We start from the raw sequence: 23007 nt of genomic DNA on the forward strand, positions 1-23007 counted from the left end.
GCATGAGTCGACGTTCCCGCGCACGCCGCCAGAGCCGCCAACGCCTTCCGCTGTTCGCCTTTCTTGCACTCCTGGTACTGGGCGCAGGCGCCTGGTGGTGGTCGCAGCGCGACGAAGCGCCCACCGCCGCGGCCACCACCACACAGCAGGCTCCCCATCCGAAGCACACCAGCGCCGAACTCGCGCTGCCGCCGGTGGAGCAGACCCGTCCGGGCGAACTCGCCGGCGAGGTGCCCGACGTCGCACCACCCGCCGCGCCGTCCACGTCGCGTAGCACCGATGTGCTGCCGGCCTTCCTTCCGGCGGAAGCGCGGCGGACGCTTGACCTGATCCAACGCGGCGGGCCATTCCCGCACCGGCAGGACGGCAGCGTGTTCCAGAACCGCGAGGGCCGGCTGCCGCGACAGGCGCGCGGCTATTACCGCGAGTACACCGTGGATACGCCGGGTCTCGACCACCGCGGCGCACGGCGCATCGTCGCCGGCGGACAGCCGCCGCGCGAGTACTACTACACCGACGACCACTACGAGAGTTTCCGTCGGTTCGAGATCGGCACCGGAGACGCGCCATGAGCGAATCCGGCTTCGATCCCGGCTTGGCCGATCCCGCGCGCGCGGGCGTGTTCTTCGTCACCGAGGACGATTTGGGTCCATTGTCCGCCGTCGGTCGCGATGCCGGCCTGCTCGCCCGCCGCATCGATCTGTCCGGCTGCGACAGCAAGTCCGCGCTGCTGCTGCGCATCGCTACCGTGCTGGACTTTCCGCAGACCTCGGGCCGCACCTGGGACGCGCTGTCCGACAGCCTGCGCGACCTGTCCTGGCTGGAAGCGCCGGGCTATGTGCTGCTGTTCGAACAGGCGCACGAACTGCGCGATCGCGCCGAGCCCGACTTCGACACCCTGCTCGACATCCTCGACGAGGCCTCGCAGTCGTGGGCCGCGGACAAGGTGCCGTTCTGGGCCTTCATCGCGCTGCCTGACGAGGATTTCCCCGACCTGCAATAGCCGGTCGGGCAGCGGCCGCGCCGATCTGCGAAAATGCCGCATGCTCGATTTCACCTCTCTCCCGCTGGCGCCCGGCCTGCAGCAGGGCGTCCAGGCGCTCGGCTACACCCAGCCCACCCCGATCCAGGCCCGCAGCCTGCCCGCCATCCTCGACGGCCGCGATGTCATTGCGCAGGCGCCGACCGGCAGTGGCAAGACCGCCGCATTCGGTCTGGGCCTGCTGCACAAGCTGGACATCGCCACGGTACGCACGCAGGCGCTGGTGTTGTGCCCGACACGTGAACTGGCCGATCAGGTAGCGCAACAACTGCGCAAGCTGGCGGTCGGCCTGCCCAACCTCAAGGTGCTGACGTTGTGCGGCGGCATGCCGCTGGAGCCGCAACTGCGCTCGCTGGAGGCGCACGACCCGCACGTGGTGGTCGGCACGCCCGGGCGTATCCAGGAGCTGCTGCGCAAGAAGGCACTGCATCTGGGCGGCGTGCGCACGCTGGTGCTGGACGAAGCCGACCGCATGCTCGACATGGGCTTCGAGGAACCGATCCGCGAGATCACCGGCAAGACCCCGAAGGACCGGCAGAGCCTGCTGTTCTCGGCCACCTTCACCGATGCCATCCGCGCGATCGCCCGCACCACGCTGCGCGATCCGCTGGAAGTGACCGTCGACGCACCGCAGGAACAGGCGGTGATCGAACAGCGCTTCCTGCAGGTCGATCCCGCCCGCAAGCAGACGGCGCTGGCCGGCCTGCTCGCCCAGTACCGCGTGGAGTCCGGCGTCGTCTTCTGCAACATGCGCAAGGACGTTGACGAAGTCGCCGGCTCACTGCAGCACTTCGGATTCTCCGCGCTCGCCCTGCACGGCGACATGGAGCAGCGCGACCGCGACGAGGTGCTGGTGCGCTTCGCCAACCGCAGCTGCAACGTGCTTGTCGCCAGCGACGTCGCCGCGCGCGGGCTGGACATCGAGGACCTGGCGCTGGTGGTCAACTACGACATGCCCAGCGATGCCGACACCTACGTGCATCGCATCGGCCGCACCGGGCGCGCGGGGCGCGACGGCCTGGCGATCAGCCTGTGCACGCCACGCGAGCTGCCGCGTGCCGACGTCATCCAGGAACGCCTGGGCGCACCGCTGCTGTGGGACCGCCATGTGCCGACCGCACCCAAGGCGCATGCCGCACCGCCTGCGGCGATGACCACACTGCGGATCGATGCCGGCAAGACCGACAAGCTGCGCCCCGGCGACGTGCTCGGCGCACTGACCGGCGATGCCGGTCTGTCGGCATCGGCGATCGGCAAGATCAACGTCTTCCCCACCCGCACCTACGTGGCGGTCGCACGGGACAAGGCCGGCGCCGCGCTGGCGCGCCTCAACGCAGGCAAGATCAAGGGCCGCAGCTTCCGCGTCCGCAAACTCTGACACCCACAAACAAAAACGCCGGCGCTTGCGCACCGGCGTTTTCTTGAACCGAAGGGTTCAGGGCTGGATTACAGCGCCTGCACCTGGTCGGCCTGCATGCCCTTCTGGCCCTGCACGGCGACGAAGGAGACCGCCTGGCCTTCCTTCAGCGACTTGAAGCCATTGCCCTGGATCGAGCGGAAGTGCACGAACAGGTCGGGGCCGCTCTGCGGGGTGATGAAGCCGAAGCCCTTGGCGTCGTTGAACCACTTGACGGTACCGGTCTGACGATCAGACATCTTTACTAACTCCTGAAACATGGATGAAAGGACCACAACCCCGGTGGAACCGGGACGGGACTGGGTTTGCAGGCGTTGGTAAAGCGGGAAGATGTAGCAGATGTATCTACCGCATCAGGCTCACGATTCACGGTGACCCTGGCAAGCACAGTGCCGCGCACTCTACCGGGGTTTCCACGTAAAAGCGAATCCCTTTTGAGCGAAAGCTGAACAGGGGTGTCTTGGCCGCCCTGTGTAACCGGTTGCGGCCGGCCGCGGGGCGTCCACGGATGCGTCGTATGATGGCGCCCCTTTCGCCGAACCCCCACCATGGCCCTCAAGTCCACCGTCGTCAAAGCCGAACTGCAGATCAGCGACATGGACCGGCATTACTACGGTGCCCATGGCCTGACGCTGGCCCAGCACCCTTCCGAAACGGACGAGCGGCTGATGGTGCGCCTGCTCGCCTTCGCCCTGTACGCCGAGGACCGCCTGGAGTTCGGCAAGGGTCTCAGCAACGAAGAAGAACCCGACCTGTGGCGCAAGGATTACACCGGTCTGATCGAGCAATGGATCGATCTGGGCCAGCCGGACGAATCCCGGGTTCGCAAGGCCTGTGGACGCGCCCGCGAAGTCGTAGTGGTCAACTACGGTGGCCGCGCCGCCGATCTCTGGTGGGACAGGAACGCGGCGCTGCTGGCCCGCCACCGCAACCTGACGGTGCTCGACATCGCGCCGGAGGCGGTGGACGCACTTACTGCGCTGATGGTCCGCAGCATGCGCTTCAACGTGATGATCCAGGACGGCGAGATGCAGTGGATGACGGACGACCGCGTGGTCAGCGTCATTCCCGCCATCCGTCAGGCAGGCCTCGCGCGGGCCGCCTGACCGCATGGTGCCGTCCCATGACGTGCTGGTCATCGGCGGAGGTGCGGCCGGGCTGATGACGGCCCTCACCGCCGGCCAGCGTGGCCTGCGCGTGCTGGTCGTCGAACACGCCAACAAGGTCGGCAAGAAGATCCTGATGTCCGGCGGCGGGCGCTGCAACTTCACCAATACCGGCACCACGCCCGCGAATTTCCTGTCGGCCAACCCGCACTTCTGCAAGTCGGCGCTGGCGCGCTACACGCCCGCGGACTTCATCGAACTGGTCGATCGTCATGGCGTCGCCTGGCACGAGAAGGAGCTCGGCCAGCTCTTCTGCGACGTCTCCTCCAAACTGATCGTGAAGCTGCTGGTCGATGAATGCATCGCGGCCGGCGTGCGGATCGAGACCGGCTGCAGCGTGCACAAAGTCGAACAGGTCGATGGCGTGTTCCGGCTGGACACGGCGCTGGGCCGCTTCGCCGCGCCGTCGCTGGTGATCGCCACCGGCGGCTTGTCGATTCCCAGCATGGGCGCCACCGGCTTCGGCTACGAACTGGCGCGCCAGTTCGGCCACGAGGTGCTGCCCACCCGTGCAGGACTGGTGCCGCTGACGCTCAGTGGCAAGCATCAGCAACGCCTGGCCGACCTCAGCGGCGTGTCGTTTCCCGTGGAGGCGCAGTGCGGCAAGGCACGCTTCCGCAACTTCATGCTGTTGACGCATCGCGGCGTCAGCGGGCCGTCGATCCTGCAGATCTCGTCTTACTGGCAACCGGGTGATGACCTGCGGCTCGACCTGCTGCCCGACCGCGACGCGCTGGACTGGCTGCAGGCGCAACAGAAGCAGCGCCCCGACGCCGAGCTGAAGACCGTGCTGTCCGATGCACTGCCGCGCCGCTTCGCCCAGCGCGTGTGCGAGGTGTGGTTGCCGAACCGGCCGATGAAGCAGTTCAACGCCCCCCAGCTGAAGGAAGCCGCCACCCTGCTTGCCGACTGGCCGCTGGTCGCCAGCGGCACCGAGGGCTACCGCACCGCGGAGGTCACGCTGGGCGGCGTGGACACCGACGGCGTATCCAGCAGCACGATGATGTCGAAGCACGTGCCCGGGCTGTTCTTCGTCGGCGAGGTGCTGGACGTCACCGGCTGGCTGGGCGGCTACAACTTCCAGTGGGCCTGGGCCTCGGGCCACGCGGCGGGCATGGCGGCCTGACGCACTGCGGCGTTCCCGCCAGGGCCGCCTTTGCTAGCCTTTGGAAACCGGTGTCATCCGAAGGTTTCCATGACCGCATCTCCCCAAACGCCGCGGCGCCACTTCTTGGGGCAGCTGGCCGGCACATCGGCGCTCGTCACCCTGGCCGCTACCCTGCCCGCCACTGCCGCCTCCCGCAACCCGGTCTTCGCGACCACCCGCAGCGGCCGCATAGCCGGCATCGTCGAACGGGGCGTGCACGTCTTTCGCGGCGTGCCCTACGGGGCCGACACCGGCACACGACGCTTCCAGCGTGCGCTGCGGGAAACCGCATGGACCGGCGTACGCGATGCGGTCCGCTTTGGCGCATCCGCCCCGCAGCGCGGCGATGCCGATGGCCAGACCGTCAGCGAGGACTGCCTGTTCCTCAACGTCTTTACCCCTGCCCTGCGCGATCGTGGCAGGCGACCCATTCTGTTCTACATCCATGGCGGCGGCTACAACAACGGCTCGGGATCCCATCCGCTCTACGACGGCGTGAACCTGTGTCGCCGCGGCGATGTCGTCGTAGTCACCGTCAACCATCGGCTCAATGCGTTCGGCTATCTCTACCTGGGCGAAACCGGCGACGAACGCATGCTGGACTCGGGAAACGTCGGCCAGCTCGACCTGATCGACGCGCTGCGCTGGGTGCGCGAGCACGCGCATGAGTTCGGGGGCGATGCCGGGAACGTCACCGTGTTCGGCCAGTCCGGAGGCGGCGCCAAGATCGCCACGCTGATGGCGATGCCGGAGGCCGACGGCCTGTTCCACAAGGCGATGACGATGAGCGGCCAGCAGGTGACCGCCGCCGGCCCGCGCGCGGCGGCGCAGCGCAGCGCGCTGTTCCTGGCCGAACTCGGCCTGCGGCCCGGCGACATCGATGGGTTGCTGACGATGCCGATGGCACGTCTGCTGGAGGCCACCCGGGTCCGGGATCCGTCGCGCGCAGAGAACACATCGCTCTACTTCGGCCCGGTGCTGGACTCGCGCAGCCTGCCCCGCCATCCCTTCTACCCGGATGCGCCCTCGCAGTCATCGCGCATCCCGATGGTCGTCGGCAACACACGCGACGAAACTCGCGCCTTCCTCGGCCACGAGGAAGCGAATTTCAGCCTCGCATGGGATCAGCTGCCGCAGAAGCTGCGCGAGCAGCAGTACGTGGATCTGTCGCCGGACGTGGTGATAACCGAGTACCGGCGGCTGTATCCGGCTTACACGCCGTCGGAAGTCTTCTTCGCCGCGACCACCGCCGGGCGCTCGTGGCGTGGTGCGATCATCGAAGCCGAAGAGCGCGCGAAACACGGGGCACTGACGTGGGTCTACCAGCTCGACTGGCGATCACCCGCGGACGGCGGACGGCTGCGCGCCTTCCACACGCTCGACATCCCGCTGGTGTTCGACAACACAGGCGCCGAAGGCTCGAAGACCGGCACCGATACCCGCGCCCGCACGATGGCGGCGCGCCTGAGCAGCGCGCTGATCGCCCTCGCCCGCCACGGCGACCCGAACCACGCGGACATTCCATCGTGGCCGCCGTACATGCTGCCGCAGCGGCAGACGATGGTGTTCGACGACGACAGTGGCATGCAGGACGACCCGCGCGGCGGCGAGCGGCGGCTCTACGAACGCGTGCCGTTCGTACAACGAGGCACGATGTAGGGCGGGCCCAGGCCCGCCATTACCATCCAATCGCTCGCATCCACAAAGATCGAGGCCGCAGCGACTCCGCCGCACACCCCACCACCAACGCCATGCGATGGCGGGCTTGAGCCCGACCTACGACCGCATGACCTCCGCGGCGATCTCGAACGAACGCAGCCGCTTGCCGTGGTCGAAGATATTGGCGGTCAGCATCAGCTCGTCGGGGCGATGTCGCTGGATGAACTCGGCGATGCCCTTGCGCACGGTATCGGGATTGCCGACGACGGCACAGGCCAGCGCCTGCGCGACGCCCGCTTTCTCGTGCGGTTGCCAGAACGCTTCGATATCGTCGATCGGCGGTGGCACCAGGCCGGCGCGGCCGCGGCGCAGGTTCACGAAAGCCTGCTGTTGGGTGGTGAACAGGTAGCGCGCTTCCTCGTCGGTCTCGGCGGCCACCACGTTCAACGCCAGCATCGCGTGCGGTTTGGCCAGATGCTTGGACGGACGGAAGTCGCGGTGGTACAGCAACAGTGCCTGGTCCATCGCATCCGGGGCGAAGTGCGACGCGAACGCATACGGCAGGCCGAGCGCGGCAGACAATTGCGCACCGAACAGGCTGGAACCCAGCAACCAGACCGGCACGTCAAGCCCGGCGCCCGGCACGGCGCGCACGGCCTGTCCTTCCTGCACCGGCTCGAAGTAGCGCAGCAGTTCCTGCACATCCTGTGGGAACTGCTCGGCGCTGTCGAAATAGCGGCGCAAGGCACGCGCCGTCGGCTGGTCGGTGCCGGGCGCGCGTCCCAACCCCAGATCGATGCGTCCCGGGTACAGCGACGCCAGCGTACCGAACTGCTCGGCCACCTGGAGCGGCGAATGGTTCGGCAGCATGATGCCGCCGGAACCGACGCGGATGGTCGACGTCGCACCCGCGACGTGTCCGATCAGCACGGCCGTCGCCGCACTGGCGATGCCCGGCATGTTGTGGTGCTCAGCAAGCCAGTAGCGCGTGTAGCCCCAGCGCTCGGCATGCTGCGCCAGGTCGCGCATGTGGACGAAAGCCTGGGTGGTGTCGCTGCCTTCGCAGACGGGGGCCAGATCGAGAAGCGAGTACGGGATCATGAGTGTGCCGTTAATGACGATGCCATCGTCATGGGGCCGTGCGATGGAGGATTCCACCGCACGCCACGGGATGCTGTATCCCGCTCAGCCGAGCAGATCGAAGGGACCGCCCTGCTCCAGCGCCCGCTGGTAGGCGGGGCGCGCGTGGATGCGGGCGAGGAACCCCGCAAGATTCGGATACGTCTCCAGGCCGGCGCGTACCGCGGCCGCTTCGACCGGAAAACTCATCTGGATATCGGCCGCGCTGAATTGTTCACCGGCGAACCATGCCGTCTTGCCGAGTTCGCGCTCCATGTAGTCCAGGTGCAGCGTCACCTGCGGCCCCACGAACGTCCGCATCGCCTTGTCGGCGATGCCGCGCGCGATCGGGCGGGCGAAGAACGGCATGGGCAGCTTCTTCAATCGCGAGAACACCAGGCTCAGCAGCATCGGCGGCATCGCCGAGCCTTCGGCATAGTGCAGCCAGTAGCGGTAGCGCAGGTGCTCCGCCGTCCCCGGCGACGGTGCGAACCGGCGCGCGGCGTCGTAACGCTCCACCAGGTATTCGAGCACAGCACCGGATTCGGCCAGCACGTGTTCGCCATCCACAACTACCGGCGATTTGCCGAGCGGATGGATCTTCTTGAGTTCAGGTGGCGCCAGCATCGTCTTCGCGTCGCGCTGGTAGCGGACCACGGTGTAGTCCAGGCCCAGTTCCTCCAGCAGCCACAACACGCGCTGCGAACGGGAGTTGTTGAGGTGGTGGACGGTGATCATGCCGGCGCTCCGCGTGGGGTTCGCCATCCTACCGCGCGGCATATACCGTTGTGGGAGCGGCGTGAGTCGCGATCGCTATCCCTGCTCCATCATCGCGACTTACGTCGCTCCCACACCTGTCATACCTGTCATTGCACTCTACGAGCTGCACGACAGCATCGAGCATCCCGCCCGCTGTCTCGCCCAGTCGGGCCTCTTCTGCGCGAACCGTTCGCGTCCCGGCTGGTCGTCGTACGGCCGGCGTATGACGTCGAGCAGTTCGTGTACGCCCGACAGGTCGCCGGCCTCGGCCGCATCGATCGCCTGCTGCGCCAGGTAGTTGCGCAGCACGTACCGCGGGTTGGCCAGCCGCATGCGTTCGCGGCGTGTCGCCGGATCCTGCGCCTCTTCGGCAAGCCGCGCCGCGTAACCGTCGAACCAGTCCCGCAGCCCCGGCATCGCGTCCTCGCGCTTCGCCGGGTCGTAGAAGACGCCATCGAACGCCGACAGCGACGCATCGGCCGGATCGGCCGGATCGGCATCCATCAGAGCACGAAAAAAGAGCGTCATGTCCATCTCGCCCTGATGCAGCAACGCCTGCAACGTCTCCATCCGGACGACGTCGTCATCGCGGCAGTCCGCCAGCCCCAGCTTCGCCGCGATGGTCTCCCGGTCGACGCGTGCATAGACGTCGGCGAAGCGCTGCAAGCCCGCCTGCAACGCCTCCACGCCATCGAACAGCGGCGACAGTGCCTGCGCGAAACGGCTCAGGTTCCACCACGCGACCCGCGGCTGCCAGCCGAAGCGGTAACGGCGTCCCTGCGCATCGGTGGTGTTCGGCGTCCAATCCGGGTCGTAGTTGTCGATCCAGCCGTAGGGACCGTAATCGATGGTCAGGCCCAGCACGGACATGTTGTCGGTGTTCATTACGCCATGGACGAAACCCACCCGCATCCAGTGCGCCACCATCACCGCCGTGCGTTCGCAGATCTCGGCGAACCACGCGGCGTAGAGCGCCTCGCCTTCGCCCGACAGATGCGGGAAGTCGCGGCGTATCGTGAAGTCCACCAGCGTATGCAGCAAATCCGTCTCGCCGCGCGAGGCCGGCAGCTGGTAATGGCCGAAGCGCAGGAATGACGGCGCCACACGGCAGACGACCGCGCCCGGCTCCGGGTTCGGGTGGCCGTCATAGAACATGTCGCGCACCACCGCCTCGCCCGTGCCGACCAGGCTGAGTGCCCGCGTCGTCGGCACACCGAGGTGATGCATCGCTTCACTGCAGAGGAACTCGCGGATCGAGGAGCGCAGCACCGCGCGCCCGTCCGCGGTGCGCGAATACGGTGTCGGCCCTGCACCTTTCAGCTGCAGCTCCAAACGCTCGCCGGCAGCATTGACCACTTCGCCCAGCGTGATCGCACGCCCGTCGCCGAGCTGCCCGGCCCAGTTGCCGAACTGGTGGCCACCGTAGTTGCCTGCGTATGGCCGCATGCCTGACAGCAGCGCGTTGCCACCGAAGACGTTGGCGAACGCAGGCGATGCGACGTCGGCGTCATCGAGGCCGAGCAACGAGGCGACCTCGCGCGAGTGCGCCAGCAAGGTCGGCGCCGCCACCGGTGTCGGTTCCACCGCCGACCAGAGCGCGCCGCGCACCTCGCGCCGACGGAACCCCTGCTCGGGATCGCCGGGAAGTTCGTCGACGAAACGGTTGTCGAAACGCAGGGCGTCCAGGCCGCTCATGCGGCGTCCGCGGCGGCGTCCGCGGCGGCGTCCACCAGCGGCGTCAGGTCCGGGCGCAGCGCCACGCGTTCGTCGAACACGAAACAGGCACCGTCGTAACCGAAACCGCCGACCTGCTCGAAGTACCCCAGGATGCCATCGTCCAGCTGCAACACGTTGTCCATGCCGTCGGCCTGCATCCACAGCGCAGCCTTCTCGCAGCGGATGCCGCCAGTGCAGAAACTGACCACGGTGGCGTCCTGCAAGGCGTCGCGATGCGGTGCCAGTGCGGCGGGCAGATCGGTGAACTTGTCGATCGGCAGGGTCAGCGCACCGGCGAAGGTGCCGTACTCGATTTCCTGCGCGTTGCGGGTGTCCAGCATCACCACGCGGCGGCCCGCGTCGTCATGTCCCTGCTCCAGCCAGCGCGCCAGCGTGCGGGGTTCAACGACCGGTGCCCGCGCGTCCTCGGGCGTGGTGCCCGGACGGCGGAAGCTGATGATCTCGGGCTTCACCTTGACCTTGAGCCGGGCGAAGGGAATCTGCAGGCTGCGGCTGTACTTCACCCGCAGTCCGGTGAAGCGTGCGTCTTCGCGCAGCGGCGCAAGGAAGGATTCGATCGCGTCGGCCTCGCCGGCCAGGAACAGGTTCAACCCCTCGCCCGCCACCAGTACCGAGCCGCGTAGCGACAAAACGTCCGCACGGGCATGCAAAGTGGCCGCGAACTCGTCGGGCGCATCGATGGGGACGAAGTGGTAAGCGGCGATGTTGGTGACCATGGTGCGATTTTACCGTCCGTCGGCCATCCGCCTTTTATTCAACCAAGTGGTTGACAGTCATGAGCGTCGCCGAAATACTCAACCACATGGTTGAACATGACTCTCCCCGGCTCGACGCCGTCTTCCACGCCCTCGCAGACGGCACCCGTCGCCGCATGTTGCGCAGCCTGGGCGGACAGCCGCGCAGCGTCAGCGAACTGGCAGCGCCGTTCCAGATTTCGCTGGCCGCGGCCTCCAAGCACATCAAGGTGCTGGAACGCGCCGGCCTGGTGACGCGGCAAATCCAGGGCCGCACTCACTTGTGCCACCTCCGGCCACAGGCGCTGGCCGAAGGCGAGGCTTGGCTGCGGCAGTACGAGCAGTTCTGGAGCGCCCGCCTCGACGCCCTCGATGCCGTCCTGCAAGCGGACACCACACCCCTCGCCGCCTCGCCCAGGAAAACGCCATGACGCTCCCCACCCCGCCCGACACGGTCGACGTCACCGTACAGCGTTCCTTCGACGCGCCGGCCGAACGCGTGTTCGACGCCTGGCTGACGCCTCGCCTGCTGGGCCAATGGATGTTCGGCCCGGACATCCGCGAAGAAAAACTGCTGCGCCTGGATGTGGACCCGCGCGTCGGCGGCCGCTTCTCGATGCTGGTCGAACGCGGCGGCGAGCGCATCGACCACGTGGGCGAGTACCTCGTCATCGACCGACCGCACCGCCTGTCTTTCACCTGGACCATCGCCGGCGAAGCCGACCAGGACGGCAGTGTCGTGGATATCGCCATCTCGCCGACGCCGGGCGGCTGCGAGCTGCGCCTGACCCATCACCTGCCGCGCGCCTGGGCGGACTACGCCGACCGCACGCAGCAAGGCTGGAGCACGATGCTGGACGCCCTGCACGCGATGTTCTGATTCCTCATCACCCTCCACGGAGTGCACCATGAACGCCATCAACGCCGGCTTCGGCGTGCAGATCGCCCCAGGCACGCTGCGTCTGCAGCGCTCGCTACCCGGCCCCATCGAACGCGTCTGGCATTACCTGACCGACAGCCAGGCCCGGGGCAGCTGGCTCGCGTTCGGTCCGATGGACCTGCGCGTCGGCGGGGACGTGCGGCTGGAGTTCCACAACGATGATCTGTCCGAACATCGCGTGCCGACGCCCGAGCGATACCGCACCGAGGACGGCTGCCATCGCCAGTCAGGCCAGGTCACTGCCTGTGAGCCACCGCACCTGCTGGCGCATACCTGGGGAGAAGCCGACGGCAGCTCCTCCGAGGTGCGTTTCGATCTGCAGCCCGATGGCGATCGTGTCCTGTTGACCATTACCCACGCCCGCCTGCCGGATCGCGACGCACTGCTCAGCGTGTCCGCCGGGTGGCACGCGCACGTCGGCATCCTCATCGACCGGTTGGAAGGTCGCCCGCCGGGCAATTTCTGGGTGGCGCACGAAGCGCTGGAAACGGCATACGCGGACCGGTTGCCGGGTGGCGCGGCGGCCTGAGCGTCAGAGCAACAGCCACGGCAAGGCCAGCGTCAGCACGATGATCGCCACCATCGCCGCCAGCATGCCGATGACGTAGCCCGGCCGCGCCTGCAGCAGCCCCATGAACGTCTCCGCCCGCCCCTCGCGCTCGTCCGCCGCCTGGCGCGCGCGCGCCTGGTCACGCCGACTCGCCTGGTATTCGGCCATCAGCGTCCTGGCGCGTGCCAGCTGGTCCACGTCCTCGATCCACAGCCCGCCTGCGGAGATCCCCCACGGGCTGGGCTGGGTTTCGTAGAAATCGATCGCGTTCGAGCGCAGAAGGTCGCGGACCTCGTCGGCTTCGTCACCGGGCACGTTGCGCAGGTTCAGGAAAAGTTTCGCCATGCGGGCAGTGTACCCGGTGCGTCTACGCAGCCCGTCGCGCAGGATCGGTTACCCTGCGCGCCTCTCGCCCCACCGGATGACGTCCTCGATGCGTACCCTGCTGCTCGCTGTTTCGCTGACCCTGCTCGCCGCCTGTACGCCTGCCGGCCCGCCCCCGGGAGGCAGCGTCGCCGAACTGGAGCGCATCGACACGCTCGCCGGCACCGGTGCCGTGGCGACCAGCGGGAGCGATGTCAGCGTGCACTACACCGGCTGGCTGTACGACGAGAACGCCCCGCAGCAGCGCGGCATGAAGTTCGACAGCTCGGTCGACCGTGGCAAGCCCTTCACCTTCCTGCTGGGCGCTGGCCAGGTGATCCGTGGCTGGGACGAAGGCGTGGCCGGCATGAAGATCGGCGGCAAGCGCACGCTGAAGATTCCTGCCGACCTGGGCTACGGCAGCAAGGGCGCGGGCGGCGTCATCCCGCCGGGGGCCTCGCTGGTGTTCGATGTCGAGCTGCTCGACGTCAAGCCGCACGACTGATCCGTCAGTGCTTGTCGTCCGCGACCGGCGCCAACCGCAGGTCGTGGAAATCGAAGCTGAAATCCGTCAGCGGCGAGATCGCCTCCATGCGTGCCTCGCGGATGCCGCCGTCCGGCTTCAGCGAGTAGGTCAGGAAGGCATCGGCATTGAGCCAGCGCTCGCGCCAGCGCACCACGAAGGTGTCGTGCTGCCATGGCTGCAGGTCGCCGACCAGTTCCGGCGTGCGGCTGAAACGCAGGACCAGGCCGTTGCCCTCCTGCGCCACCACCACGTCGCCGTACCACGGGTCGCGCAGCGTGCCGGCGTACTTCGCCAGCGGCAGCGAGGGCTTCGAACCCTCGTCGCGCGCGGCGAGCAGCTTCTGCCAGTGTTCGTCGGCGTTGTCCTTGGACTGCGCCACCTGCGCCCGGTAGGCCGCCAACCAGTCGGTGCCGCTGTCGGCCAGGTAGGCATCCAGCACTTTCAGCGTGATCGCGTTGAAGGCGGCGCCCACTTCCTGGTTGGTCAGCACCACCACACCCAGCTTCTGCTCCGGCACCAGCGTCACCCGCGAGACCATGCCCGGCCAGCCACCGGTATGCCAGACGAGCTTGCGGCCCTGGAAGTCGGACACCATCCAGCCCTCGCCGTAGCCGAGGAAGTTCGGCTTCGCGGCCTTCAGCGCCTCGATCTTCGGTTCGGCGATCGGGATCGGCGTGACCAGCGACCACATCGCCTGCTGGCGTGCCGGCGTGAACAGCGCCTGCGCGCGGCCGTTGGCGTCGCGGTAGGTGCCACCGGCGAGCTGCGCGTTCATCCATCTGGCCATGTCGGTGACGCTTGAATAGATCCCGCCCGCACCGGCGACATTGCGCCAGGTCATTCGCGGTGCCGGTTGCAGCGTGGTGAAGTCGGCCTTGGCATGGCCGGTGGCGACGTTGTCGCCGGGCTTCAGCGCATCGCTGTTGTAGCGCGTCTCGCGCATGCCCAGCGGCTGGAAGAAGCGCGTCCGCAGGAACTGGTCGTACGACTGGCCGCTGGCCTCCTCGACGACCAGCTGCGCCACGCCGTAGAGGATGTTGTCGTAGGCGTAGCGCTCGCGGAAGCCGCCGGTGAGCGGTACGTCGCGCAGGCGCTCGGCGACCTCGCGGTTGCTGTAGGTGGTGGTGGGCCAGAACAGCAGGTCGCCCGCGCCCAGGCCCAGGCCACTGCGATGGACCAGCAGGTCGCGGATGCGCATCTCGCGGGTGACGTAGGGATCGGCCATGCGGAACCACGGCAGGTGGTCGATCACCCGGTCCTCCAGCGTCAGCTTGCCCTCGTCGGCCAGCACCGACAGCGAGGCGGCGGTGAAGGCCTTGGTGTTGGAGGCGATGGCGAACATCGTATGCGCGTCGACCTGCGCCGCCTTGCCCAATTCGCGCTCGCCCCAGCCTTTGGCCAGCACCACCTCGCCGTCCTTGACCACGGCCACGGCGATACCGGGAACATCGAAGGCTTCGCGGACGGACTCGACGTAGGCATCGATGTCCTGCAGCGCCGGCGGCGGTGCGGCCTCCTTCGCGGCCGCGCCGGACGCTAGCAGGCAGAGCAGCCAGAGGGCGCGACCCGTGGTCGCCGGCAGGTTCGAACGCATCGTGTATCCCGTGTCTGGAGGTCCGCGCGACGATACCGCATGGCGTACGCGCCCTGCGCCTGCCGGAAGCGGCGGACGGTCACGGCATACTATGCGGATGCCTGCGCAACGCCCCGAAGATTCCGCCTCCCCGTCCACCATCGCCGTCATCGGTGGCGGTCCTGCCGGGTTGATGACGGCCGAAACCCTGCACGCCGCCGGGCTGCAGGTCGACCTGTACGACGCCAAGGGCTCGGTGGGACGCAAGTTCCTGATCGCCGGCAAGGGCGGAATGAACCTGACCCACTCCGATCCCTTCGAGGTGTTCGTCACGCGCTATGCCGGGCGTCGCGACGACGTCGCCACGTGGCTACGCGACTTCGATGCCGACGCCCTGCGCGCGTGGGCGCGCGGTCTGGGCGTGGAAACCTTCATCGGCACCTCGGGGCGCGTGTTCCCATCCGACCTGAAGGCGGCACCGCTGCTGCGCGGCTGGGTGCGGCGGCTGCGCGAACAGGGCGTGCGCTTCCACGTGCAGCACCGCTGGCTCGGCTGGAACGACGCCGGCGCGCTGCGCTTCGCGACGCCCGAGGGAGAGATCGCCGTACAGGCCGATGCCACCGTGCTGGCGATGGGCGGCGGCAGTTGGCCCGAGCTGGGCTCCGACGGCGCGTGGGTAGAACCGCTGGAAGCCGAAGGCATCGCAATCGCACCGCTGCAGCCATCGAACTGCGGTTTCGACATCGGCTGGAGCGAGCACCTGGCCACGCGCTTCGCCGGTGAGCCGCTCAAGCCCGTCGTCGCGCACTGGCAGGACGCCGACGGTGTTGCGCACCAGCGCCAGGGCGAATGCGTCCTTACCGCCACCGGCATCGAAGGCAGCCTGGTCTACGCCCTGTCGCCGATGCTGCGGGACGCCATCGCGCGCGATGGCCACACCACGCTGGTGCTGGACCTGCTGCCCGGTCGCGAGGAAGCGGACCTCGCCCGCCGTCTCGCCAAGCCGCGCGGCTCGCGAAGCCTGAGCGAACACCTGCGGCGCGAGGCCGGCGTTGCCGGCGTGCGCGCGGCGCTGTTGTACGAAGTCCTGGACAAGGCGGCGCTCGCGGATCCCGCGCGCATCGCGCGGACGCTGAAGCGTTTTCCGTTCCGCCTGCAGCGCACGCGTCCGATCGCCGAGGCGATCAGCAGTGCCGGCGGGATTCCGCTGGAGGCACTGGGCCCGCAGCTGATGCTGCACACCCTGCCCGGCGTGTTTGCCGCCGGCGAGATGCTCGACTGGGAGGCGCCCACCGGCGGCTACCTGCTGACGGCCTGCTTCGCCAGCGGCCGGCACGCCGCGCATGGCGTGATCGACTGGCTGGCGCAACGCAGCGCCTGAGTGGTCGTCCGCAGGGGCTGCGGCGCGCACCCCGGGAAGTGCGTGCCGCAGCGGCTGCGGAACGTGGGCGGCACGATACGCGACGACGTGTTGAAGTCCGGTTAGCGTTTCAAAGCAGTTTTATTACAGACATTTACGGCCGGATGTGCATGCTTGTCCTCACGCGGCATGCACCGTCATTCTGCTTCGTCACCCGCCGGTCTTTCCGCGCCACCTTCGCGGCGCGCCTTCGCCGCCACGTACATGTTGTCGACCAGGTTCGGATAGCGCCGGCCCGCTGCCGCAGCGCGAGCGCGGGCTTCCTCCACCTGCGCCGCTGTCAGCTTCAGCCCGCCACCACGCCGTTTCGGCGCAGGGCGTTGCCAGGGGCCGGGCTTGCGCGTCGCCATGCCTCAGACCGCGGCAGTCACCACGATCTCGATCAGCCATGCAGGACGCGCGAGGTTGGCCTGCACGGTCGCGCGCGGCGGCGCGTTGCCTTCCGGCACCCACGCATCCCACACGCGGTTCATCGCCTCGAAGTCCTGCAGGTCCTTGATGAAGATTTCGGCACGCAGGATCTTCGACTTGTCGGTCCCTGCACGCGCCAGCAACGCGTCGATCTCGCCCAACACCTGCTGGGTCTGTCCGGCGATGCCTTGCGTGGCGTCTTCGGCGATCTGGCCGGCCAGGTACACCACGCCATTGTGGATGGCCATCTCGGACAGTCGCGGGCCTACGTCGAAGCGTTGGATCATGGGGATTCCTCCGTTGTTGAATGGGCAGCTTAGCGCTGCGGCCGCACCACCGCACCGGATGCCGCGCGCCATAGCCACCACCCGCCGAGCCACATGGCGATGACGATCAGCGCGATCAGCAGTTTCTGCACCCAGCCCGGACCTGCGGGCGGCCAGAGCGCATGCAGCCACAACAGGGCGTAGCAGATCGATGACCACGCGGCGGCCAGCGGAAAGTACCGACGCCACGCCTCGTCCAGGCGGAACCGCCACGCCTGCAGCAACATGCCGGTGGTGACGCAGAGGAACGCGGTGATCGCGCAGGTGTGATGGAACCAGTGATGGAAGTCCGGCGCCGACTGCGGCAGCCAGGAATCGCCGAGCGCCACGCCCGCCAGCCCCGCGGCGCCCATGCAGAACAGCAGCAGCGGCGCCGCGCTGCGCGCCCTCGACGACAATTGCGCGCGCAAGCCCATCGCGAGCACCACGATGGTCGCAGCGAGCACGCAGTACGTGGTTCGCAGCAGCAGCCCCCAAGGGCCGAGCAGATACTGGCTCAGGGTAGCCCGCTGCCAGTCCAGGTCGCCCCGCACCAGTTGCAATGACCCCGCCACCATCAGGAACCCGACCGCACCGGTCATCGCGGCCAACCCGGCCAACCGGATCGGCGTTGGAGGGGACAGCCGCTGGGCGGCAGGTCGGGGCTCGGGCATCGGCGGATCACGCAGGGAAGACACCGGATTATCGTCCAGCCGCTCAAGAATCCGTGCGGGCGGCCGCCCTGTTAGGCATGACTCCGCAGCGTGCCCGCCATCACGCTTTGACCTACACTCCGCCATCCCCCGGCGCCCCGGGGATGGCCGCCACGAGCAAGGGGACTCCAGCGCCAATGCCGTTCACCGCACCGCCCGGGACCGATCCGGAGCGCCATACCCAACGCCTGCCGCGCCGGATCTACCGGCTGCGGGTGCTCGGCATGGGGTTGAGCGCGCTGCCGATCGGCATGGTCCTGCTGGAGAACCAGGCGGGCGCGGGCCACTGGCTGTTCCTGCTGTTCACCACGGTGCTGTGGCCGCAGCTCGCGCTGTGGCTGGCGCTGCGCCACCGGGTGCCGTTCCGCGGCGAGATCCGCAATCTGCTGGTCGACTCGATCCTCGCCGGCATGTGGGTGCCGCTGATGGGCTTCAACCTGCTGCCCAGCGTCCTGCTGGTGACCCTGGCCACGGTGGACAAGATCAGCACGGGCATCGACCGGCTCTGGTACTGGTCGCTGCCGCTGATGGCCGCCGGTGCGGTGGCCGCAGGCACGGCGACCGGGTTCGAAATGCAGGCGGTCACCAGCATGCCGGTGATGGTTGCGTGCCTGCCGATGCTGCTGATCCACACGATCGCCGTCAGCCAGGCCAGCTACCACCTGGTGCGCAAGGTGAAGCGGCAGAACCGGCAACTGGACGAACTGAGCCGGCGCGACACGCTGACCGCGCTGGACAGCCGCCGTTACTGGCAGGAACAGGCGGCACTGCTGCTCGACCAGTGCGCGGCGACCGGCGAGCCGGCCACGCTGCTGATGATCGACATCGACCACTTCAAGACGATCAACGATCGTTACGGCCATGCCGCGGGCGACGACGTGCTGCGGGCCACGGCGGAGGTGATCCGCCACAGCATCCGTGGCCACGACGCGGCCGGCCGGCTGGGCGGCGACGAATTCGCGGTGCTGCTGCGCGGCACCGACGTGGAGGCGGCCGGCATCGTGGCGCAGCGCATCCGCGAAGGCGTCCAGGCGTTGCAGGTGGACAGCGCGCCGGGGCTTCGCCCCACCGTCAGCCTGGGCCTGGCGAAGACGACGGGAGCCGCGGGCTTGCGGGCCTGGCTGGAAGCGGCCGACCGGGCGCTGTACCAGGCCAAGAGCCGGGGCCGCAACCAGCTGGCGATCGACGACGGCCTGCGGGCGATCGTCGACACGCCCTGATCCGGGCCCTCAGGCGCCGAGGTGCTCGGCGCGATCGCGGTGCGGCATCTCCAGCACGTTGCTGGCGGCGCGGACGTTCTCCTGCTCCGCGTCGTACACGCAGACACGGTTGCGGCCGGCGTGCTTGGCGCGATACAGCTGCTTGTCGGCCTGCGAGAGCAGCTTGGCCAGGCTGTAGCCCGACAGCTGGCTTGAGGTCACGCCGAAGCTGCCGGTGATGGCGAACACGTGCCCGGTCTCGCGGGTCTCGATCTGGGCCAGGCGCACGCGACAGTCTTCGGCCACGCGGGCGGCGGCCCGCAGGTCGCAGCCGTACATCAGGATGGCGAACTCTTCACCGCCGAGGCGGCCGAGCACGTCGATGCGGCGGCAGAAGCCCTTGCTGGCCTCGGCCACTTCCTTCAGCGCCCAGTCGCCGGTGCCATGGCCGAAGCGGTCGTTGATGTTCTTGAAGTGGTCCAGGTCGAACATGATCAGCGAGGCCTGCTCGCCGTTGCGCGCGCACTCGGCCAGCGCGCGCTCGGCGCGCAGGGTGAAGTGGTGGCGGTTGCAGATGCCGGTCAGGGCATCGGTCTCGGCCATCTTCTTCAGGGACAGCTGCACGCGCTTGATCTTGAATGCCCAATAGCCGATCGAGGCGATCAGCAGCACCAGCAGGATCACGATCAGCCGCGTGTTCTGCGCGGCCTGCTGGTCGACCTTGCGCTGCAGCTGGAGCACCTGGTTCTTCTGGTCGAGCACGCTGATCTGCTGGTTCTTCTGCAGGATCTGCTGGCGCACCAGCTGGTAAGCCAGTTCGCGCGTCTTGACCTCGTTGAGGTACGCCTTGTCGGCATTGGCGTACTTCTTGTATTGCTCAAGCGCCATCGCCGGATCGCCGCGCATGTTCGCGATCTCGTACAGCACTCGATGAGCGACGACCAACGGCAACGATCCGTTGATCGCCGTTCCTTGCGCGACGGCCGTATTCGCGTGCTTTTCGGCAGCGCCTATTTCGCCCAGCTTCATGCGGTAATCTGCCAGCATGGAGTGGTACTCGCCGATCAAGCGCGGATACTTCGTGGCCTCGACGTCGGACAGGTGTCTCTCCAGCACGTCGATGGCATTCTTGAGTTTGCCGTCCGCGACCCATTTGCGCGCGAGATAGGTTCGGGAGAATCCCGCCAGCAGGGATTCTTCCTGTTGCTCGCACGCCTGGATCGCGGAGAAAATCATCTCCTCCTGCACCGGCTGATGCAGGCCAAGCAGCGATTCGACGACCAGATTGCCGGCAAGGCATTTGCTACGCCCTTTCGGATCGTCTTCCAGCACTTGCTGGGCATAGTCACGGCCCAGGCTGTACTCGCCGACCTGGTTGTAGAGAATGCCGGCCGCCATGAGGCCATGGTGGCGACTGTCGCGGTCGGTGACCTGGGATGCCAGCGGCAGGGCTTCGTTGAGTGCGCTCAGTCCCTGCTCGAAACGCCGGGTGACGGCATAGGTATTCGCCAGCATGGCGCCCGCACGAAAGCGGAGATTGACGTCTTCGCTGCCCGTGCCCAGCTCCTGCAACTCCTGGATCGCCAGTTCGGACTGGCCCTTCATGAGGAAGCCGTGCGCCTTCATCAGGCGCAGCTTGTTGCGCTGTTCCTTGGTCGCACTTTCCTGCTGAAGCTCGAGTTGCGAGAGGAGTTTGTAGAAGGCGGTCGGGTCGCCCGTCCTGACTTCGTCTGCCTGCTTCAACAGCGCGTCGAATGAGGGCGCAGCGAATGCGGGTGCGCTTAGCAGCCCGAGCAAGCAACCCAGTAATCCGTACCGGAACCTACGTGCGTCCATCTTCAGACTCCTTGGCTTGGACGGCCGGGCGATGCCCGGCCGTCCCGTACTCATTCTTCCTCAGGTTCCTGACTGTCCGGCAATTCCTCGGCACCGTCGGGAACATCGCGTTCTTCCGAGCCATCCGGCGTAGCGATCATGCAGAACATGGTTGCGCGACCATCCAGCAGCCTGTTCAGTGCGGTCGCGTCCTGACCGCGCAATGCAAGGCGTTCGGCAGGCGCGAGCGCATCCCCTTCTGCAGTATCCAGCAACTCCAGCGGTACCCGGCCAAACGCGGCCGAGGCCCCCATCTTCTCAAGCATTCCAATTACGACCGACACAGGTAGTCTCCCCCAAAAGGCTGTTGATTTTCCGCGGCCAAGCCGATAAACCGATGACCGGTTCCCCGCCGGCACAGGCCGCCTGCCAGGACGACGGCCAACTCACAGCCCCGCCCGGATGCCGAAGATAGCCTCTTTTGGCGACCACCTCTACCCAAGTCCTGGCCCCGAGGGGCAAATCTGGCCTGCGGGTGGTCTATCCGGCTTCAAGCACCTTCAGCCGGTCGAGCATGGCCTGATTGGGGCGCATCGGGCCCGTGGGCGGAATCACCAAGGTCGTCGCGGGAGTGAGATCGGCGGACAACAGCGCCTCCAACGACATGCGATCGGCCCTCGGCGACGATATTGGCAGCGTCGCGGCTTCGTAAGCGATGACTTCGTGGGAGGGTCCGTAGGACGGGGTCAGCAGCTCAAGCAGCAATGCGCGGTGGGGCGCCCCGGTAGACGTTCTGGACACGCTGCGGTCGCCAACGACACCAATCTGCCACAGCACAAGATACGCCGTGGGATCGAACACACGCTGGTAAAGAAGGAACTGGCTTGCCTCGTAGTGCTGACAACCCACGTTACCGGGATCTATCCCCAGGTCCGCATACAGACAATCTTCGGCCGACACTGCAGCCTCCATCACCGCATCGAACCCTTCCGCGCGCGCCTGCGCGATGGCCCGGTGCGGAACCTGAGCGAAGACGCCCGGGTGGCCGTAGAACGCACCGCAGACACGGTGCCCGGCGCGCACCTCAGCCATCATCGCGTCGATCATCTGGCGGTACGTCTCCGTCCTCGCCTTACCCTCGGCGTAGAAAGGCTGCAGGCTACGCACATCGGGATGCATTTCCTGCACCCACAGTTCGACCACAGGGTCTGAAACGGACAGGAAGACGACATCCGCCTGTTCGATGTAGTTGCGCGACCGTGGCGCCAAGTGCGCCCCCAATGTCATCCCCAGGCCCACGCAGGCCAAGCTTCCCGATTTCATTCATTCTCCTCGGCGACGCACGGGGACGGACGCGACGACATCGCCCGCCACCGCACCCATTCTTCGCGTGTCAGCCACCAGCGCTCCAGGCCATCGTCCGGATGAGCATCGGCGATCTTGTTGAATCCAATCTTGTACATCAAGCCGGCCGCGAACGTGTTCGTGGAGCGGTAACGAATCATCATGTGCGCGACAGTGGGTTCAGAGAACGCTACCTGCATGCCAAGCGGGAAGGCATGCCCTGAAATGCCGCGGCCCTGCCACTCGGGCAGGATCATGCCGCCGATCTCGACAACGTCCGCCTTCCTGCCCAATCCCAGCAGACCGGCGACCGCGCCATCCGGAGCGGCCGTGATGACCCAGCAACGATGACGCAATGCGGCCTCGAGGTTCGCCCTGCATGTCCTGTCGAACGCGACGCGCGCGGCCTCGCCGTCAAGGGGTGCACCTACCTGCGCCATCATCACGGGATCGGTATAGACCGCCACGTACAGCTCGCGATCCCGCGCATCGAGCAGCCTCAGGCTGACACGTTCATTCTCCAGTCCGAATGAACATTCGCGCGTATCAGGCACCCACCTGTCCCCTCACCCACCGCACGATCCCCTCCGCCTGCATCGCACCGCTCTGCCGCGCGATCTCACGGCCGCCCTGCAGCAGCACCATCGTCGGGATGCTGCGGATGCCGAAGCGGTTGCCCAGTCCCGGGCTGGCGTCCGTGTCGACCTTGGCCAGGCGCATCGCCGGTTCCAGCACGCCTGCCGCGCGCTCGAAATGCGGCGCCATCTGCAGGCACGGACCGCACCACGGCGCCCAGAAATCGACCAGCAGCGGCAAGGTGCTGCGCAGTGCATGGCGATCGAAGTCCGCCTCGCCCAGCGCCAGCGGCACACCGGTGAACAACGCGTCGTGGCAGCGACCGCACTGCGGCGCCTCGGCCAGCCGCTCCACCGGCACGCGGTTCATCGCGGCGCAGTGGGGGCAGGCTATCAGGTGGGCAACGAGGTCCATGCGCACATCCTAACGCCCGCAATGTGTCCATGCTGCATCGCCACAGCGCATAGACTGCCGCCATCGTCTCCGTCGGGA

27 protein-coding genes are annotated in these 23007 nt (G+C 67.5%); 12 read left to right on the forward strand and 15 right to left on the reverse strand.

Translation table 11 applies throughout. The features are described from left to right. Positions 1–2: 2 nt before the first annotated feature. From IB230_RS02600 to dbpA, 3 genes are read left to right on the forward strand one after another with little or no spacing between them, the layout of a single operon-like run. Positions 3–572: a ribonuclease domain-containing protein gene (locus IB230_RS02600; RefSeq protein ID WP_192268440.1), complete on the forward strand. Its 570-nt coding sequence runs from the start codon at positions 3–5 to the stop codon at positions 570–572. Further along, on the forward strand, positions 569–1003 hold the full coding sequence (locus tag IB230_RS02605; protein ID WP_192268442.1) for a barstar family protein: 435 nt from the start codon (positions 569–571) through the stop codon (positions 1001–1003). The genes IB230_RS02600 and IB230_RS02605 overlap by 4 nt, the downstream gene beginning before the upstream one ends. 40 nt (positions 1004–1043) lie before the next feature. Next, complete coding sequence (gene dbpA, locus IB230_RS02610; protein ID WP_192268444.1) at positions 1044–2420, forward strand: ATP-dependent RNA helicase DbpA; 1377 nt, start codon at positions 1044–1046, stop codon at positions 2418–2420. A gap of 68 nt (positions 2421–2488) precedes the next feature. Here dbpA and IB230_RS02615 read toward each other — a convergent pair whose 3' ends face one another. Then, a complete protein-coding gene (locus IB230_RS02615) occupies positions 2489–2698 on the reverse strand; it encodes a cold-shock protein (protein ID WP_162110978.1) in 210 nt (69 codons plus the stop codon). Positions 2699–3007: 309 nt separating this feature from the next. On the opposite strand from IB230_RS02615, the gene IB230_RS02620 reads away from it, so the two are divergent. The 3 genes from IB230_RS02620 (at position 3008) to IB230_RS02630 (ending at position 6431) form a co-directional block, all read left to right on the forward strand. Next, the gene (locus IB230_RS02620; RefSeq protein WP_192268446.1) at positions 3008–3565 is read left to right on the forward strand and encodes a YaeQ family protein; all 558 of its coding nucleotides are present in this window, start codon (positions 3008–3010) and stop codon (positions 3563–3565) included. Positions 3566–3569: 4 nt separating this feature from the next. After that, positions 3570–4751, forward strand: a complete 1182-nt coding sequence (locus tag IB230_RS02625; RefSeq protein WP_192268448.1) for an NAD(P)/FAD-dependent oxidoreductase — start codon at positions 3570–3572, stop codon at positions 4749–4751. A gap of 69 nt (positions 4752–4820) precedes the next feature. Beyond that, positions 4821–6431: a carboxylesterase/lipase family protein gene (locus IB230_RS02630; RefSeq protein WP_192268450.1), complete on the forward strand. Its 1611-nt coding sequence runs from the start codon at positions 4821–4823 to the stop codon at positions 6429–6431. A gap of 117 nt (positions 6432–6548) precedes the next feature. Here the strand turns inward: IB230_RS02630 and IB230_RS02635 are convergent, their stop codons facing one another. The 4 genes from IB230_RS02635 to IB230_RS02650 all read right to left on the reverse strand — a co-directional run bounded on the left by IB230_RS02635 (position 6549) and on the right by IB230_RS02650 (position 10762). Next, positions 6549–7532: an LLM class flavin-dependent oxidoreductase gene (locus IB230_RS02635; RefSeq protein ID WP_192268452.1), complete on the reverse strand. Its 984-nt coding sequence runs from the start codon at positions 7530–7532 to the stop codon at positions 6549–6551. Between the two features lie 84 nt (positions 7533–7616). Continuing rightward, positions 7617–8288: a glutathione S-transferase gene (locus IB230_RS02640; RefSeq protein ID WP_192268454.1), complete on the reverse strand. Its 672-nt coding sequence runs from the start codon at positions 8286–8288 to the stop codon at positions 7617–7619. 138 nt (positions 8289–8426) lie between these two features. Then, positions 8427–9995 (reverse strand): YdiU family protein, encoded by a 1569-nt coding sequence (locus IB230_RS02645; protein ID WP_225589375.1) that lies wholly within the window; start codon positions 9993–9995, stop codon positions 8427–8429. A gap of 5 nt (positions 9996–10000) precedes the next feature. Then, positions 10001–10762 (reverse strand): sulfurtransferase, encoded by a 762-nt coding sequence (locus tag IB230_RS02650; RefSeq protein WP_192268458.1) that lies wholly within the window; start codon positions 10760–10762, stop codon positions 10001–10003. 59 nt (positions 10763–10821) lie between these two features. Here IB230_RS02650 and IB230_RS02655 point away from each other — a divergent pair, with 59 nt between their 5' ends. The 3 genes from IB230_RS02655 to IB230_RS02665 are packed head-to-tail and all read left to right on the forward strand — an operon-like array spanning position 10822 to position 12249. Then, on the forward strand, positions 10822–11211 hold the full coding sequence (locus IB230_RS02655; protein WP_225589147.1) for a metalloregulator ArsR/SmtB family transcription factor: 390 nt from the start codon (positions 10822–10824) through the stop codon (positions 11209–11211). After that, positions 11208–11660, forward strand: coding sequence for an SRPBCC domain-containing protein (locus IB230_RS02660; protein WP_192268460.1), 453 nt, complete (start codon positions 11208–11210; stop codon positions 11658–11660). Before IB230_RS02655 ends, IB230_RS02660 begins: the two co-directional genes overlap by 4 nt. A 28-nt stretch (positions 11661–11688) precedes the next feature. Then, positions 11689–12249: an SRPBCC family protein gene (locus IB230_RS02665; protein WP_192268462.1), complete on the forward strand. Its 561-nt coding sequence runs from the start codon at positions 11689–11691 to the stop codon at positions 12247–12249. Positions 12250–12252: 3 nt separating this feature from the next. On the opposite strand, the gene IB230_RS02670 is transcribed toward IB230_RS02665, so the two are convergent. After that, positions 12253–12615 carry a DUF6164 family protein gene (locus IB230_RS02670; RefSeq protein WP_192268464.1) on the reverse strand — a complete coding sequence of 121 codons (363 nt, stop codon included), beginning with the start codon at positions 12613–12615 and terminating at the stop codon, positions 12253–12255. An 88-nt stretch (positions 12616–12703) separates the two neighbouring features. Between IB230_RS02670 and IB230_RS02675 the strand changes: the two genes are divergently transcribed. Next, on the forward strand, positions 12704–13138 hold the full coding sequence (locus IB230_RS02675) for an FKBP-type peptidyl-prolyl cis-trans isomerase (RefSeq protein ID WP_192268466.1): 435 nt from the start codon (positions 12704–12706) through the stop codon (positions 13136–13138). Positions 13139–13142: 4 nt separating this feature from the next. On the opposite strand, the gene IB230_RS02680 is transcribed toward IB230_RS02675, so the two are convergent. Continuing rightward, on the reverse strand, positions 13143–14753 hold the full coding sequence (locus IB230_RS02680) for a serine hydrolase (RefSeq protein WP_192268468.1): 1611 nt from the start codon (positions 14751–14753) through the stop codon (positions 13143–13145). 97 nt (positions 14754–14850) lie between these two features. On the opposite strand from IB230_RS02680, the gene IB230_RS02685 reads away from it, so the two are divergent. Beyond that, positions 14851–16113, forward strand: a complete 1263-nt coding sequence (locus IB230_RS02685; protein WP_192268470.1) for a TIGR03862 family flavoprotein — start codon at positions 14851–14853, stop codon at positions 16111–16113. Between the two features lie 176 nt (positions 16114–16289). On the opposite strand, the gene IB230_RS02690 is transcribed toward IB230_RS02685, so the two are convergent. The 3 genes from IB230_RS02690 to IB230_RS02700 are packed head-to-tail and all read right to left on the reverse strand — an operon-like array spanning position 16290 to position 17566. After that, positions 16290–16502, reverse strand: a complete 213-nt coding sequence (locus IB230_RS02690) for a hypothetical protein (protein WP_192268472.1) — start codon at positions 16500–16502, stop codon at positions 16290–16292. Positions 16503–16505: 3 nt separating this feature from the next. Further along, positions 16506–16850: a RidA family protein gene (locus tag IB230_RS02695; protein WP_162338854.1), complete on the reverse strand. Its 345-nt coding sequence runs from the start codon at positions 16848–16850 to the stop codon at positions 16506–16508. A 29-nt stretch (positions 16851–16879) separates the two neighbouring features. Continuing rightward, a complete protein-coding gene (locus IB230_RS02700) occupies positions 16880–17566 on the reverse strand; it encodes a DUF998 domain-containing protein (RefSeq protein ID WP_343227242.1) in 687 nt (228 codons plus the stop codon). Between the two features lie 152 nt (positions 17567–17718). Between IB230_RS02700 and IB230_RS02705 the strand changes: the two genes are divergently transcribed. Then, complete coding sequence (locus IB230_RS02705) at positions 17719–18801, forward strand: diguanylate cyclase (RefSeq protein WP_192268474.1); 1083 nt, start codon at positions 17719–17721, stop codon at positions 18799–18801. Between the two features lie 9 nt (positions 18802–18810). On the opposite strand, the gene IB230_RS02710 is transcribed toward IB230_RS02705, so the two are convergent. From IB230_RS02710 to trxC, 5 genes are all read right to left on the reverse strand, one after another. Then, on the reverse strand, positions 18811–20523 hold the full coding sequence (locus tag IB230_RS02710) for a GGDEF domain-containing protein (protein WP_192268476.1): 1713 nt from the start codon (positions 20521–20523) through the stop codon (positions 18811–18813). A gap of 143 nt (positions 20524–20666) precedes the next feature. Next, positions 20667–20921: a hypothetical protein gene (locus IB230_RS02715; RefSeq protein ID WP_192268478.1), complete on the reverse strand. Its 255-nt coding sequence runs from the start codon at positions 20919–20921 to the stop codon at positions 20667–20669. Between the two features lie 214 nt (positions 20922–21135). After that, complete coding sequence (locus IB230_RS02720; protein ID WP_192268480.1) at positions 21136–21918, reverse strand: SAM-dependent methyltransferase; 783 nt, start codon at positions 21916–21918, stop codon at positions 21136–21138. Then, positions 21915–22493 (reverse strand): GNAT family protein, encoded by a 579-nt coding sequence (locus IB230_RS02725; protein WP_192268482.1) that lies wholly within the window; start codon positions 22491–22493, stop codon positions 21915–21917. Before IB230_RS02725 ends, IB230_RS02720 begins: the two co-directional genes overlap by 4 nt. After that, on the reverse strand, positions 22486–22929 hold the full coding sequence (gene trxC / locus IB230_RS02730; protein WP_192268484.1) for a thioredoxin TrxC: 444 nt from the start codon (positions 22927–22929) through the stop codon (positions 22486–22488). The genes IB230_RS02725 and trxC overlap by 8 nt, the downstream gene beginning before the upstream one ends. Positions 22930–23007 lie beyond the last annotated feature (78 nt).

It is taken from the genome of Pseudoxanthomonas sp. PXM01, from assembly GCF_014851815.1.
Classification (GTDB): Bacteria; Pseudomonadota; Gammaproteobacteria; order Xanthomonadales; family Xanthomonadaceae; genus Pseudoxanthomonas_A.

Coding starts and splice junctions, on each gene's coding strand:
- IB230_RS02600 (WP_192268440.1), top strand. CDS start 3: ATGAGTCGACGTTCCCGCGCACGCCGCCAGAGCCGCCAACGCCTTCCG.
- IB230_RS02605 (WP_192268442.1), top strand. CDS start 569: ATGAGCGAATCCGGCTTCGATCCCGGCTTGGCCGATCCCGCGCGCGCG.
- dbpA (WP_192268444.1), top strand. CDS start 1,044: ATGCTCGATTTCACCTCTCTCCCGCTGGCGCCCGGCCTGCAGCAGGGC.
- IB230_RS02615 (WP_162110978.1), bottom strand. CDS start 2,698: ATGTCTGATCGTCAGACCGGTACCGTCAAGTGGTTCAACGACGCCAAG.
- IB230_RS02620 (WP_192268446.1), top strand. CDS start 3,008: ATGGCCCTCAAGTCCACCGTCGTCAAAGCCGAACTGCAGATCAGCGAC.
- IB230_RS02625 (WP_192268448.1), top strand. CDS start 3,570: ATGGTGCCGTCCCATGACGTGCTGGTCATCGGCGGAGGTGCGGCCGGG.
- IB230_RS02630 (WP_192268450.1), top strand. CDS start 4,821: ATGACCGCATCTCCCCAAACGCCGCGGCGCCACTTCTTGGGGCAGCTG.
- IB230_RS02635 (WP_192268452.1), bottom strand. CDS start 7,532: ATGATCCCGTACTCGCTTCTCGATCTGGCCCCCGTCTGCGAAGGCAGC.
- IB230_RS02640 (WP_192268454.1), bottom strand. CDS start 8,288: ATGATCACCGTCCACCACCTCAACAACTCCCGTTCGCAGCGCGTGTTG.
- IB230_RS02650 (WP_192268458.1), bottom strand. CDS start 10,762: ATGGTCACCAACATCGCCGCTTACCACTTCGTCCCCATCGATGCGCCC.
- IB230_RS02655 (WP_225589147.1), top strand. CDS start 10,822: ATGAGCGTCGCCGAAATACTCAACCACATGGTTGAACATGACTCTCCC.
- IB230_RS02660 (WP_192268460.1), top strand. CDS start 11,208: ATGACGCTCCCCACCCCGCCCGACACGGTCGACGTCACCGTACAGCGT.
- IB230_RS02665 (WP_192268462.1), top strand. CDS start 11,689: ATGAACGCCATCAACGCCGGCTTCGGCGTGCAGATCGCCCCAGGCACG.
- IB230_RS02670 (WP_192268464.1), bottom strand. CDS start 12,615: ATGGCGAAACTTTTCCTGAACCTGCGCAACGTGCCCGGTGACGAAGCC.
- IB230_RS02675 (WP_192268466.1), top strand. CDS start 12,704: ATGCGTACCCTGCTGCTCGCTGTTTCGCTGACCCTGCTCGCCGCCTGT.
- IB230_RS02680 (WP_192268468.1), bottom strand. CDS start 14,753: ATGCGTTCGAACCTGCCGGCGACCACGGGTCGCGCCCTCTGGCTGCTC.
- IB230_RS02685 (WP_192268470.1), top strand. CDS start 14,851: ATGCCTGCGCAACGCCCCGAAGATTCCGCCTCCCCGTCCACCATCGCC.
- IB230_RS02690 (WP_192268472.1), bottom strand. CDS start 16,502: ATGGCGACGCGCAAGCCCGGCCCCTGGCAACGCCCTGCGCCGAAACGG.
- IB230_RS02695 (WP_162338854.1), bottom strand. CDS start 16,850: ATGATCCAACGCTTCGACGTAGGCCCGCGACTGTCCGAGATGGCCATC.
- IB230_RS02705 (WP_192268474.1), top strand. CDS start 17,719: ATGCCGTTCACCGCACCGCCCGGGACCGATCCGGAGCGCCATACCCAA.
- IB230_RS02715 (WP_192268478.1), bottom strand. CDS start 20,921: ATGCTTGAGAAGATGGGGGCCTCGGCCGCGTTTGGCCGGGTACCGCTG.
- IB230_RS02720 (WP_192268480.1), bottom strand. CDS start 21,918: ATGAAATCGGGAAGCTTGGCCTGCGTGGGCCTGGGGATGACATTGGGG.
- trxC (WP_192268484.1), bottom strand. CDS start 22,929: ATGGACCTCGTTGCCCACCTGATAGCCTGCCCCCACTGCGCCGCGATG.